Source organism: Polaromonas sp. (assembly GCF_035638815.1).
Taxonomy (GTDB): domain Bacteria; phylum Pseudomonadota; class Gammaproteobacteria; order Burkholderiales; family Burkholderiaceae_C; genus Polaromonas.
Genome location: NZ_DASQZG010000016.1, coordinates 297950 through 310987 on the forward strand (window position 1 = coordinate 297950; position 13038 = coordinate 310987).

The following is a 13038-nucleotide window of genomic DNA, read 5'->3' on the forward strand; positions in this document are numbered from 1 at the left end:
AGAACCCGTGCCCACCGCAGCTATTGAAGTACGCCGGCAATATTCCAGGGCGGAAGAAGCGGCGCTGATTGAGGCCGTGCAAACCGCGTTGGTCGAGGCGTTGAAAGTGCCGTCTTGGACCACCATGATCCGGCTGTTTGTCCATGAGCCCCACCGCTTTGTTGTGCGACCTGACAGGGGCGACCGTTACACGCTGGTGACCATCGACTGCTTCGAGGGCCGCACTGTGCAGACCAAGCGCGCCCTTTACGACGCGATCGTGCAGAACCTGACCCAGTGCGGCATTCCGGCCGACCACGTCAAGATCCTGCTCAGGGAGGCTCCTCGTGAGAACTGGGCCATTCGCGGCGGAACGCCCGCCTCCGAGGTGGCGCTTGAGTACGACGTCGATATTTAGATCGGCGAAGACGGGTCACTTTAGTCCGCGCTGGCCGCAACATACCCTCAACAACCAGACCTCGACGGCAAGGCTGCCGGCCCAGGTGATTATTTTTTCGAAAGCCCGAGCAGCTCCAGTGCCAGCCGCTGCAAACGATGCGAGGGCTCAGCCAATGCTTCGAGCACACTGAAATGATTCAGTCCGAGCAGGGCCTCCCGCACCGGGACAATTTTTGAACCCCAGGCCTGCTCCATCAGCTTGTTGTGGCGCAAAAATTCGTCACTTTCGTCGGCACCAGCAACTGTGTAGAGCTGCGCCTTTGCCGGAGGCGGCAGCCATGCCGGGCTTGCCTGCATAACCTGCGCGGGGGTCAGCCTGAGCGAGTCCTGCAGGAATGGCGTGCGCATGACGGAGTCGAGTTCGTAAATGCCGGAAATCGACAGCGCGTTTTTCACCAGATTGGGCGGCAGGTCCTTGGCATGCGCTGCCCAAAAGCAGGTCAGCAGCATGGCAGCAAGATGACCGCCGGCTGAATGCCCGATCACGGTGATGCGGCCAGGGTCTCCGCCAAAACGGGCGACGTTGCGGTAGGTCCATGCCAGGGCCTCCACCATTTGCAGGGTGATCTGCGGAATGGTCACCGCGGGGCACAGGGCGTAATTGGGAATCACGACACAAGCCCCTGCCGCCTGAAATGGGGCAGCGACAAATGAATGGTCGGCCTTGTCCAATGAGCGCCAATAACCACCGTGAATAAACACCAGCACCGGCGCACCGGGCTGAGCGCCGGGAAACACGTCCAGCGTTTCGCCACTGCCGGAGTCGTAGGCAATATCGAGCGTGCAGGCCTGTGTTTTTCTCGCCTTCGCAGAGTCTTCGCTCCAGCGGGTGAAATGGGCAGCATGCTCGGGCACCAAAGCCCGGTTGTTGTACATACGGTCCAGCCAGGCGGAATCAGGTCGGGTCATCTTTACTCCAGGAAATCATCAAAAATCGCCCGCCATCTTGGCACAGATGGTTTAGAGGATGGCGGCAAGGGTAAACCCACCCACGCAGGATCCGCCTTAAAGGTATTCTGTATACAGAGTACAAATTATGGCAAAACTTATCAAACTTGAATCGGCACCGGATCTTGTGGATCAGGTCTATCGCAGCCTGCTGGACGCGATCAGCGAAGGCTCTCTGGCTCCGGGCGCGCGCATCACACAGGAAGAGATCGCCGCGCAACTGGCGGTTTCACGCCAGCCCGTGTTGCAGGCTTTGCGGCTTCTGAAAAAAGACGGTTTTGTGCTGGATGCCCCCGGGCGTGGCGTGCTGGTGGCACCCCTGGACGTAGACCAGCTCGTCCAGATTTACCAGGTGCGCAGCGCACTGGATGCGCTGGCTGCACGACTCGCCGCACGTGCCCGTTTCCCCATGGACCCGGCACTGATCAGCCAGGGGCGGCAGGCCACGCGCAGCAACAGTGTGAAAGCCATGCTGGCTGCAGACGAGCGGTTTCATGCGGCGATCTACGCAGCATCGGGCAACCCCTTGATCTCCCAGAGCGCGCAATTGCACTGGCACCACATCCGCCGGGCCATGGGTGCGGTGCTGCAGGTGACAACCATGCGCGAGTCCATATGGGACGAGCATGAAGCCATTGCGAAGGCCATCGCCAACGGCGACGAAAAAACCGCGGAGTCCCTGATTCGCGAGCACGGGGCAGAAGCCAGTCAGAACCTGGCTGCCCTTCTGTTCTCTGTCCTTCAAGCCAAAACCATGGAGATTTCAAATGAAATTACGACCTGACCAGCTTGCACAGTTCGAGCGCGACGGCTACCTTTTTTTTCCCGGCCTCTTCACGCCTAAAGAGACGCAAGTGCTCAACGATGCGGTCCCTGAGCTGTACAACCGGCGCGAAGCGTACAACGTCAGGGAAAAAGGAAAAGACGCAGTGCGCACCAACTTTGCCGCGCACATGTACAGCGAGCCTTTTGCCAAGCTGGGCCGCCACCCGCGCATGATCGAGCCGGTGCAGGAACTGCTGGGCGAGGAGCTGTACATGCACCAGTTCAAGATCAACGGCAAGATGGCTTTTGAAGGCGATGTCTGGCAGTGGCACCAGGACTACGGCACATGGCTCAACGACGACATGATGCCCACCGAGCGTGCGATGAATGTCGCCATTTTTCTGGATGACGTCACCGAGCACAACGGACCGCTGATGTTCATCCCCGGCAGCCACAAGAAAGGCGTGGTTGATGCGAAACATGACCTCACCACCACCAGTTACCCGCTGTGGACCGTGGACAACGCCCTGATCAGCCAGCTGGTGCAGCGCGCGGGCGGCAAGCAAGGCGGCATCGTCAGCCCCAAGGGACCGGCAGGCTCCATGATTTTGTTTCACTCCTGTCTGGTTCACGCGTCGGGAAGCAATCTGTCGCCGTTCAACCGCGTCAGTGTCTACCTGAGCCTGTGCGCGGTCAGCAACCACATTCGCCGGCACAAAAGGCCTGAGTACATCGCGCACCGGGACTTCACACCCATCGAATGCCTGCCGGACGACTGCCTGCTCAAAGACTACCCGGTTGACCTGCCGTGGAAAAACGGCGTGCCAGCGACGGCCATGCAGACGTCCACTGTGCCCCTGGATGAAATGAAAAAGGCGGCATAACCAGGACGTCATGCCGGACTAGATCCGGCATCCATGCTTCATCAACCACTGTCGCCCTCCCTGGATTGCGGCCCAAGCTCCGCAACGACAACACAGTCCAATGAACCTCTATACAAAACTCCAACAACGTGCGGCCGCCAACAATCCGGTCCGCATCGGTCTCATTGGCGCGGGCAAATTCGGATCCATGTACCTGGCGCAGCTACCCAGAACACCCGGCGTGCACCTGGTAGCCATCGCAGACCTGGCGCCCGATCTGGCAAGGGTGAACCTTGCACGTGTGGGATGGAAACCGGGTTCTGCCCAAGCAGAATCAGCGGAGATAGCTATCAAAACAGGAGCGACCTGGATCACCGATGACTGGCAGGCGGTGGTCTCACACCCGCAAATCGACATCATTGTGGAGTGCACCGGCAACCCGATTGCTGCGGTGGAGCATTGCCTGCAGGCATTTGCGCATGGCAAACATGTTGTCAATGTCACGGTGGAAGCCGATGCCTTTTGCGGCCCGCTGCTGGCGCGCAAGGCGCTTGATGCCGGCGTGGTGTATTCACTGGCCTTCGGCGACCAGCCAGCCCTGATCTGCGATCTGGTGGACTGGGCCCGCACCTGCGGATTTCCGGTGGTGGCCGCGGGCCGCGGACACAAGTGGTTGCCACATTTTTCAGAATCCACGCCCGAAACGGTTTGGGCCAACTACGGCTTGAGCCCCGAGCAGGCGCTGCGTGGCGGACTCAACCCCAAGATGTTCAACAGTTTCCTCGACGGGTCCAAGCCTTCCATTGAATGCACCGCCGTAGCCAACGCTACCGGATTGACGGTGCCGAGTAATGGCCTGCTGTACCCACCCGCGAGCGTGGAAGACATTCCCTACGTGACGCGTCCCATGAGCGAAGGCGGTGTGCTGGAGCGCAAGGGCATGGTGGAAGTGATTTCGTCGCTGGAAACCGATGGCCGGGAAATCCCCTATGACATTCGCATGGGCGTCTGGGTGACGGTGGAGGCTGAAACCGACTACATCAAGAATTGTTTTGAAGAATACAACGCGCACACCGATCCAAGCGGCCGCTACTTCACGCTGTACAAACGCTGGCACCTGATCGGACTGGAGGTGGGCGTATCGGTGGCGAGTGTGGCGCTGCGGGGTGAACCCACTGGTGCAGCAGCCTGCTGGAACGCGGACGTGGTCGCAACCGCCAAGCGCGACCTCAAACCTGGCGACATGCTCGACGGTGAAGGAGGCTACACAGTCTGGGGCAAGCTGTTGCCAGCCGCGACATCTGTGAAGATGGGCGGCTTGCCTTTGGGATTGGCGCACCAGGTCAAGGTGGTGCGTGCCGTCAAAAAGGGTCAAAGCCTCAGCTGGGCCGACGTAGCCATGGACACATCCACAGCAGCCTGGAAGGTGCGCCGCGAAATGGAAACCGTGTTTTCGCCCGGTCTTCCAGCCATGCAGCAAGCTGCCTGACAGCCTTCTCCAGACGGCATGACTCATGATGGGGCGTAGAGCCATCCACCGGAAAAATCAATGACCAACAACGGCGCAACTCCCGCTCTGAAAACGGCCTTTCTGGGCATCGGCAGCATGGGTCTCCTCATGGCCAGGCGACTGTGCGAGGCGCGCCATGCCCCGCAGGTGTGGAACCGCACGCCGGGCAAAGCCGAATCGCTGGTAACGCTGGGTGCGACGGTCCATGAGCAAGCCAGCGCGGCCGTAGCCGATGCCGACATCGTGTTTGGCATGCTGGAAAACGGAACCGTGGTCGAAGACGTCCTGTTCAGGCGCGGTGTGGCCGCAGCCATGATGCCGGGCACACTGTTTGTAGACATGGCATCCATCAAACCCAGAGAGGCACGCGATCATGCTGCCCGCCTGGGCGCCTTGGGGATCGCACATCTGGATGCGCCGGTGTCGGGTGGTACGAGCGGAGCCGCCGAGGGTACTCTGGTCATCATGGTAGGCGGGAAACCTGCCGACTTCGAGCGCGCGCTGCCCGTGCTTCAGGTCTTTGGGCGCCCTACCCTGGTGGGCTCGCACGGCGCGGGTCAGCTGACCAAGCTGGCCAATCAGATGATTGTGGGCATCACCATTGGCGCCGTGGCTGAAGCGCTGCTCTTTGCCGCCAAGGGCGGGGCCGACATGGCGAAGGTGAAAGAAGCCATCACAGGAGGTTTTGCCGACAGCCGCGTCCTGCAGGTGCATGGGCAACGCATGGTGGACCGTGACTTTGTGACGCAGGCCCGGCTGGCCATTCAGCACAAGGACATGGACAACGCATTGGCCACCGCGCGCGAGATCGGCTTTGAAGCGCCGATCACGGCCTTGTTTGAGCAGCTTTATGCCGATGGTATGAAACACGGTTTGAGCGATTTGGACCACTCAGGCCTGTTTGTCGAACTGGCAAGCCGTAACGGCATGAGTTGAAAATCAACCCCATGCCCACCTAAACCCGCACATAAAAAAAGGCCCGCATCGCGGGCCTTTTTTGTGCTGAATACGAATCAACGTGCGGGGCGTGCCGGACGCTTTTGGGCGTCACGGGGGACAAACACCTTGCCAGCTGTTTTGGTGAAGGCAGGTTTACGGTCGGAAAAATCACCACGTGGCGCGGCTGCAAAACCTTCAGGACGGCCGCCGCCAAAACCGCGATCACCGCGGTCATCACGCTGGGCGAAGCCGGCGTTGTTGTTGTTACCAAAACCGCGGTCATCTTGACGACGTGGGCCACGGTCATTGAAGCCTGAGCGATCAGCATAGGAAGGACCTTGAGGCGCAGGACGTCCCTGGAAAGGAGCGCCACGGTCATCACGGTTGCCGCCAAAACCACCACGGTCCGCGCCACGATCGCCGAATGCCGGTTTCTTGCCGGCATAACCGCCGCCACCACCACCGAAACCACCCGAAGGTGCACGGTCGTTGTTGAAGCGTCCACCGCCACCGCCGCCAAAGCTGCGTCCGCCACGGTCACCACCAAAATTGCCGCGTGGGCGATCGGAGGTGGGTGCAAAACGCTGCTGTGGCTCCAGACCAGCAATCACGCTGGGCTTGAGGTTTTGCTGGGTGTAGTGCTCAATGTCCTGAATCTTGCGACGATCGCGGAACTCGGCGATCGTGATTGCCTGACCTTCGCGGCCGGCACGACCGGTACGGCCAATGCGGTGAACATAATCTTCGGCTTTCATGGGCAGGCCGTAGTTGATGACGTGTGTAATGGTTGGAACGTCCAGACCACGGGCAGCTACGTCAGTAGCGACCAGAATCTGTACACGGCCATCACGGAAAGCCATCAGGCGACGATTGCGCAGGCCCTGGCCCAAAGCACCATGCAGCGCCACGGCGCTGAAGCCTTCTTGCACCAGATCGTTAGCCAAGCCATCACATTCCACCTGCGTGCAGGCAAACACAATCGCCTGGTTGATGGTGGTGTCGCGCAGCCAGTGATCCAGCAACTTGCGCTTGTGCGTCATGTTGTCAGCCCACAGCAAAGATTGCGTGATGGAAGCATGTTTTTCGTGCGGGGAATCAATCTCCACGCGCTGTGGCTGGCGCATCACGCGCGTGGCCAGCTGCATGATGCGGGGCGCAAAGGTGGCGCTGAACATCATGGTCTGCTTGCGCTCGATGGTGAGCTGGTTGACTTCGGTCAGGTCATCGGCAAAGCCGAGGTCCAGCATGCGGTCGGCTTCGTCAACGACGAGGAATTGCACCTTGTCCAGCTTGATCTGCATGCTGCGCTGCAGGTCCAGCAGGCGGCCAGGCGTGGCCACCACGAGGTCGGCATTTTGCAGCTTGGCAATTTGCAACTGGTAAGGAATGCCGCCGACGACGTTGGCAATACGCAGGCCGCGGCAATGGCGCACCAGGTCGATCGCGTCGGCGCAGACTTGCTGGGCCAGCTCGCGGGTCGGGCACAAAATCAGCGCGCCGGGCGTGGCGGCCTTGAAGTTGCGCATATTGGTCGGGTCTTTGCGCTTGGGCTTTTTCAGGGGCGGCTCGCCACGGGCGACGGCCTCTGCGCTCAGGCGCTCAAACTCCGCACGTTCGTGGCGATCAGCCTCTTCCTGCTGCTTGAGCAGGGTGTGCAGCACGGGCAACAGGAAAGCAGCAGTTTTGCCACTGCCGGTCTGGCTGGAGACCAGCAAGTCGGTGAATTTGCTCGCCTTGGGGTCAGCATCCAGAGCCTGCATGGCTTTGGGGATGGTGGCCATCTGCACGGCGGTCGGCTGGGTAAAACCCATGTCGGCAACCGCTTGCAGGAGTTCTTTGGCCAGGCCCAGCTTCACGAAGCCGTTGGGCTCCGCAGCAATAGCATCAAGCGATGTTTCTGCAGCAGCAGGCGCATCGGAAAAATCGGGCAGCACATTGATTTCCATATCGGAAACGGTGTCGGTATTTGCTTCGGCCAAAAAGTCGCCGCGAGCCTCAAAAGAGTCAGTCATGTTTTTCTCACTAAGCACTTGCTCACCGCCCGACTTGTGGATTTGGGCAGGCGAACAAGAAACTACCACCTGCCGCGTAGCGGAAGGCTTCGTTTGTGGTTAATAAAACATCAACCACAAACGAATATGTCGGTTCGGGCGATTTTTCCGGTAAACCGGTGCCTGAAGCGATGGCTCTGTTGGTAGAGCCGTAAAAGTGTGAGGTAGATGTACAAATGCGGTGCACCCCGTGCATCCGTCAAGCCAATGATTATGGCACAGATTGCGGGTTTACACCAGTGATTGGCGTCAAAACACCGGATCGCCAGCAGCGCGTGCTCGTTTGCCGCAGCATCCCGCTCTTGTTTCGATAGCTACAACGCCCGCGGATACCGGGCCACAGGCCTAAATCACTTCAAAAAGTGAGTGCGGTAGTGCTCCAGCTCGTCAATCGACTCATTCACATCAGCCAGGGCAGTGTGGCTTTGCTGCTTCTTGAACGCGTTGTAAACCTCAGGGCGCCAGCGCTTGGCCAGCTCCTTGAAGGTGCTCACGTCAATATTGCGGTAGTGAAAAAACGCCTCGAGTTTGGGCATGTACTTGACCAGAAAGCGCCGGTCCTGGCCAATGGTGTTGCCGCACATCGGCGACGTCCCTTTAGGCACGTACTGAGACATGAAGGCAATCAGTTGCTTCTCGGCGTCTTCTTCCGTGACGGTGCTTGCCTTGACCTTGTCAATCAGCCCGCTGCGGCCATGTGTGCCCTTGTTCCAGTTGTCCATCTTGTCGAGCAGCTCATCGGGCTGGTAAATCACCAGCACCGGACCCTCCACACGGGGCGTCAGTTGCGGCCCCGTGATGACAACGGCAATTTCCAGAAGGCGCTCCTTATCCGGGTCAAGTCCGGACATTTCGCAGTCGAGCCAGATCAGGTTTTGGTCGGATTTTTTGAGTGAGGTATCGGGGTCAGACATCTTGCGATTCTCGCTGATCGCCTAAACTGCCAGCCATGAGCGACTATTCATTCTCTTTCACCCTTGTTTTCACCGCCGCGCTGGTGCTGGGTGTGCTGCTGAAGCTGTACCTGGCCTCGCGTCAAATGCGCCACGTGGCACAGCATCGCCATGAAGTGCCTGCCGCTTTCGCCAACACCATCTCGCTCGCTGCCCATCAGAAAGCTGCCAGCTACACGATCGCCAAAGCGCGCTTTGGACTGCTGGAACTGGCATTTGGCACAGCGGTGCTGCTGGGCTGGACCTTGCTGGGCGGCATCGATGCGCTGAATCAGTCCATCATGGCGAGCGGCCTGGGCAGCTACGGCAGCCTCGCGCCGCAGTTGGTGCTGCTGGGCGCATTTGGACTCATCAGCGGTTTGCTCGACCTGCCCTTTACCCTGTACAGCACTTTTGTGATTGAAGAGCGTTTTGGCTTTAACAAAATGACGCTGCGCCTGTGGGTCATGGACCTGCTGAAATCAACGCTGGTCGGCGTTCTCATCGGCCTGCCAATCGTGGCTTTGATTCTGTGGATCATGGGCAGCACCGGAAGCTGGTGGTGGCTGTGGGCCTGGGGTACGTGGATGGGTTTTAACCTGCTGATTCTTGTTCTTTACCCCACCGTCATCGCACCACTGTTCAACAAATTTCAGCCACTGGACGACGAAGCACTCAAGACACGCGTGACCGCACTGATGCAACGCTGCGGCTTTGCAGCCAAGGGTTTGTTTGTAATGGACGGCAGCAGGCGATCGGCACATGCCAACGCCTATTTCACCGGATTTGGCGCCTCCAAACGCGTGGTGTTTTACGACACCCTGCTCAAGCAGTTGAATCCAGGCGAGGTAGACGCGGTGCTCGCACACGAGCTGGGCCATTTCAAGCACAAACACATCATCAAGCGGATTGTCTCGATGTTTGCCATGAGCCTGGCGGGCTTTGCGCTGCTGGGCTGGCTGTCGACGCAGGTCTGGTTTTATACGGGCTTGGGCGTACGGCCGAACATGGGTGGAAGCAACGATGCGCTGGCTCTGCTGCTCTTCATGCTGGTGGTGCCACTCTTCAGCTTTTTTGTCTCGCCGGTGTTTGCGCTCTTCTCGCGCAAGCACGAGTTTGAAGCGGACGCTTACGCCGTGGCGCAAACGCAAGCGCGCGACTTGCAGACTGCGCTGCTCAAGTTGTACCAGGACAACGCCAGCACCCTCACACCCGACCCTGTGTTTGTGAAGTTTTATTACTCGCACCCCCCCGCCTCCGAAAGACTGGCCCGCATGGACGCAGGGCTTGGAGCTTCAGCATGAGCAACCCCATTCACCAGAACCGCCGCGCACTGAGTGCCACAGAAATCGTCACGCAGCTGAGTCAGCTCAATGGAGAACAAGCGCTGGGCTGGCGGCTGATCGACGGCTCGCTGGATAAAACATTTACCTTCAAGAACTTTCACGAAACCATGGGCTTCGTCAATGCCGTTGCTTTTATTGCCAATGCCGAAGATCACCATCCCGATCTCACGCTCAGCTACGGCAAATGCAATGTGCGTTTCAACACGCACGACGTGAACGGCATTTCTGTCAGCGACTTTTTCTGCGCGTCCAAAGTCGACGCCCTTCTGGCTTGACCACTGTTTCGTCGGCAGGGAGCCAGCCCGGCCTGGTTGTCGCCGGTTTTGGTAGGCATTGCCTGGTGGAAACGGCCAGTGGCGAACGCGTGATCTGCCACCCGCGCGGCAAAAAGAGCCAGGCTTTGGTTGGGGACCGGGTTCTCTGGCTGCCTTCTGAAGACGAAGGCACCATTGAAAAGGTAGAGCCGCGCAGCAACCTGTTTTACAGGCAGGACGAGATGCGAACCAAATCATTCGCAGCCAACCTCGATCAGGTCCTGATATTGATTGCAGCGGAGCCCGAGTTCTCCGAAAGCCAGCTCACCCGTGCACTCATTGCCGCCGAGGCGGAACGAATCACCCCCATCATCGCGCTGAACAAAAGCGATCTGGCAGAACCGTTTGGCCGCGCCTGGACCAAGCTTGAACCTTACCGGGCCATGGGGTATCAGGTTCTGCCACTGGCGATCAAACCGAAACTCGCCGGGTCCGCGGTCAACACCGCGCAGACAGAACAACTGATGGATTTGCTTCGCGGAAAAAAAACACTGGTACTGGGGCCCTCCGGCGCTGGCAAGAGCAGCCTCACCAACCTGCTGGTGCCCAATGCACAGGTGTTGACCGCAGAAATATCCCAGGCCCTGAATTCGGGCAAACACACCACCACCAGCACCACGCTGTACTGGATTGATGCCGCCAGAAGCAGTGCGCTGATTGACTCACCCGGGTTTCAGGAATTCGGCCTGCACCATATTGACCCCATGCATCTTGCCAACTACATGCCGGATCTGAAGGTGCATGCGCAGGACTGCAAGTTCTACAACTGCACCCACCTGCACGAGCCAGGCTGCGGCGTGAACACCAATGTCAAATCGGCATCTGGCCCCGGTGTTATAAGCGCAAGCCGCTATCGTTTATATAGCGAGCTTTTCGCCGAGTTGTCAGAGGCGCCACGCTACTGAAAAGTGCGCTTAGCCCAGCAGGCGTGCCAGGGTCAGTAGCGCAAGCAGCACCATCCAGAGCACAACCGAACGCCAGACCAGCCCCACGATGATGCGCAAGTGCGCAACTTCCGGTTCCCGGCCGGGAGTGGTTTCAGTCGCAGAGACAGGTTCACCCGAATCCGCACCGGTGGCCTGAAAGCCCTGGGATGCATGGGGCGCAAACGCAGCCTTCAAGGCCTCGCCACCCAGACGCACATTGACCGCGCCTGAAGTGGCGGCCAGGATCACACCATCGTTGCGATTGGGCGACCCCACGGGCCAACGCTGGGCATAGTTGCGCCAGCCATCTATCGCATCCTCAAAACTACCTACCACTGCGAAGCACAGCGAAGTCAGGCGCGCAGGAACAAAATCAATCACGCCCCAAGCCTGAGTGGCTGCGTCCTGCAACGCAGGGCTGGCCTCGTCGCCTGCCAGCTTGCTCCGGCGTGCCCAATAGCGCGAAACGAACTCGCTCATGCGGTACAGCACGGCCCCTGCAGGGCCAAAACCCAACGCAGCCAGCACTGAGAACCAGGCCAGCACGCCAAAGACATGGCGGTGCGCCGCAAGGACGGAATACTCAATCACATGGCGAACGATCTCGCTGCGTGGCAATTCGCTCGCATCGACCTGGCGCCACTGCGCCAGCAACTCGCGCGCAGTTGCTTCATCGCTGTCATCCAGTGCATCGCGGATATCGGTGAAGTAGTGACTGAACTGGCGAAAGCCCAGGGTGACATAAAGAACAGCCACGCCCCAGAGAAATGCCAACGCGCCATGAACACTCCAGAGGAGCCAGTGAATGGCCAGAGTGGCCAGCGCCGGAACGATCACGGCCATGGTCCATGCAACCCAGCCGTGATGAGGCTTGCCTGCGTCCAGACTTTTGCTGGCCCAGCGCGCCCACCGGCGCAGGCTGGCATGGATGGCGTTGCCCCGCGCCATGGGTCTGGCCTGTTCAATGATGAGGGCAAACAAAACGGCGAAAAAGCTCATGCCGAATGATACTAGCCCCCACGGTCGCTCACTGCGTGTAGCTCCCGAGGCCTTGCAGGCCGCGGCTCGCGAGACGCTTCACCTCTGTCGCCCGTCCAACCTGCTCAAGCAGGTTTGGAGCCGCAGGCTCCAGCCCCTCGGGGGCCGCGGGACTGGCTTTGCCAGACCGCAGGCGCCGCCCCCTTGAGGGGGGAACAGGCTACACGCAGTGAGCCTGGACGGGGGGTGCGTAAAACCTCAAGCGCTTAAGAAGCGATAGAAATTTCGCAACATCCCCGCCGTCGCTCCCCAGATGTATCGCTCTTTGGCTTCCTCGCTGTCCGCGCCCGGGTACGGCATGGACAACCACTGCCGCACCACGCCTTCAAACTCGAATTCATGGCGCTGATGGTTGGCCGGATTCATGAGGTAGCGCAGTGGCACTTCAAAAATATCGGCCACCTCAGTCGGGTTGGCTTGCAATGCAAAACCGGGTTGCACCAGCGCCACCACCGGCGTGATGATGAAGGCTGTGCCGGTGACATAGGTCGGCAAGATGCCCAGCACTTCCACATGTTCGCGGCTCAGGCCGATTTCTTCATGCGCCTCGCGCAGGGCTGTGTCCACCGCATCGTGATCAGCCTCATCGGTCTTGCCGCCCGGTAGCGCGATCTGGCCAGAATGGGTGGACATGTTGTCGGCCCGCTCTGTCAGCAGCAACATCAATTCATCACGCATGACCAGCGGCAGCAACACGGCTGCCAATGCAGGCTCCCGATTGGAGAATTTTTTCTCGACGCTGTGCTCGGGGGTCCACACCGGCGGGTGCCTAAAACGCTGACGCAAAGCCTCTGGCATCAAGGCATGCTCGGGCACGTCGGCCAGATGCGTATCCACCCCGATCACGGGAATGCTGCGCGGGTCAAATTTCGGCAAAGGCTTGGTATTTGTCATATGGGGTCATACGGGGCACAGCGTAGCAGGCAAAAAAAAGCCGCTCCAGAGAGCGGCTTTTTGGAGGCCATAAA

Annotated in this window: 13 protein-coding genes; 8 read left to right on the plus strand and 5 right to left on the minus strand. The window is 59.4% G+C overall.

All coding sequences use genetic code 11. The features are described from left to right. The first annotated feature begins 7 nt into the window (after positions 1–7). On the plus strand, positions 8–397 hold the full coding sequence (locus VE934_RS11625) for a tautomerase family protein (protein WP_324887592.1): 390 nt from the start codon (positions 8–10) through the stop codon (positions 395–397). Between the two features lie 89 nt (positions 398–486). Here VE934_RS11625 and VE934_RS11630 read toward each other — a convergent pair whose 3' ends face one another. Beyond that, entirely contained in the window at positions 487–1347 is an 861-nt protein-coding gene (locus VE934_RS11630; RefSeq protein ID WP_324887594.1) for an alpha/beta hydrolase, read from the minus strand. A gap of 124 nt (positions 1348–1471) precedes the next feature. Between VE934_RS11630 and VE934_RS11635 the strand changes: the two genes are divergently transcribed. The 4 genes from VE934_RS11635 (at position 1472) to VE934_RS11650 (ending at position 5460) form a co-directional block, all read left to right on the plus strand. Next, entirely contained in the window at positions 1472–2170 is a 699-nt protein-coding gene (locus VE934_RS11635; RefSeq protein WP_324887668.1) for a GntR family transcriptional regulator, read from the plus strand. Then, positions 2154–3035 (plus strand): phytanoyl-CoA dioxygenase family protein, encoded by an 882-nt coding sequence (locus VE934_RS11640; protein ID WP_324887596.1) that lies wholly within the window; start codon positions 2154–2156, stop codon positions 3033–3035. The genes VE934_RS11635 and VE934_RS11640 overlap by 17 nt, the downstream gene beginning before the upstream one ends. 100 nt (positions 3036–3135) lie before the next feature. Then, on the plus strand, positions 3136–4503 hold the full coding sequence (locus tag VE934_RS11645; RefSeq protein ID WP_324887598.1) for an NAD(P)H-dependent oxidoreductase: 1368 nt from the start codon (positions 3136–3138) through the stop codon (positions 4501–4503). 60 nt (positions 4504–4563) lie between these two features. Then, entirely contained in the window at positions 4564–5460 is an 897-nt protein-coding gene (locus VE934_RS11650) for an NAD(P)-dependent oxidoreductase (RefSeq protein ID WP_324887600.1), read from the plus strand. 77 nt (positions 5461–5537) lie between these two features. On the opposite strand, the gene VE934_RS11655 is transcribed toward VE934_RS11650, so the two are convergent. Both VE934_RS11655 and orn read right to left on the minus strand, forming a co-directional pair. Beyond that, positions 5538–7475, minus strand: coding sequence for a DEAD/DEAH box helicase (locus VE934_RS11655; RefSeq protein WP_324887602.1), 1938 nt, complete (start codon positions 7473–7475; stop codon positions 5538–5540). 389 nt (positions 7476–7864) lie between these two features. After that, entirely contained in the window at positions 7865–8428 is a 564-nt protein-coding gene (gene orn, locus VE934_RS11660; protein WP_324887604.1) for an oligoribonuclease, read from the minus strand. A gap of 35 nt (positions 8429–8463) precedes the next feature. On the opposite strand from orn, the gene VE934_RS11665 reads away from it, so the two are divergent. Genes VE934_RS11665 through rsgA form a run of 3 tightly spaced genes read left to right on the plus strand, consistent with a single transcriptional unit; the run spans position 8464 to position 11011 of the window. Next, a complete protein-coding gene (locus tag VE934_RS11665) occupies positions 8464–9750 on the plus strand; it encodes a M48 family metallopeptidase (RefSeq protein WP_324887606.1) in 1287 nt (428 codons plus the stop codon). Further along, entirely contained in the window at positions 9747–10067 is a 321-nt protein-coding gene (locus VE934_RS11670) for a 4a-hydroxytetrahydrobiopterin dehydratase (protein WP_324887608.1), read from the plus strand. Before VE934_RS11665 ends, VE934_RS11670 begins: the two co-directional genes overlap by 4 nt. After that, positions 9977–11011 carry a ribosome small subunit-dependent GTPase A gene (rsgA, locus tag VE934_RS11675; protein ID WP_414693839.1) on the plus strand — a complete coding sequence of 345 codons (1035 nt, stop codon included), beginning with the start codon at positions 9977–9979 and terminating at the stop codon, positions 11009–11011. The genes VE934_RS11670 and rsgA overlap by 91 nt, the downstream gene beginning before the upstream one ends. Before the next feature lie 9 nt (positions 11012–11020). Here the strand turns inward: rsgA and VE934_RS11680 are convergent, their stop codons facing one another. Further along, complete coding sequence (locus tag VE934_RS11680; protein ID WP_324887612.1) at positions 11021–12031, minus strand: CobD/CbiB family protein; 1011 nt, start codon at positions 12029–12031, stop codon at positions 11021–11023. A gap of 237 nt (positions 12032–12268) precedes the next feature. After that, on the minus strand, positions 12269–12964 hold the full coding sequence (locus VE934_RS11685; protein ID WP_324887614.1) for a CoA pyrophosphatase: 696 nt from the start codon (positions 12962–12964) through the stop codon (positions 12269–12271). Positions 12965–13038: the final 74 nt, after the last annotated feature.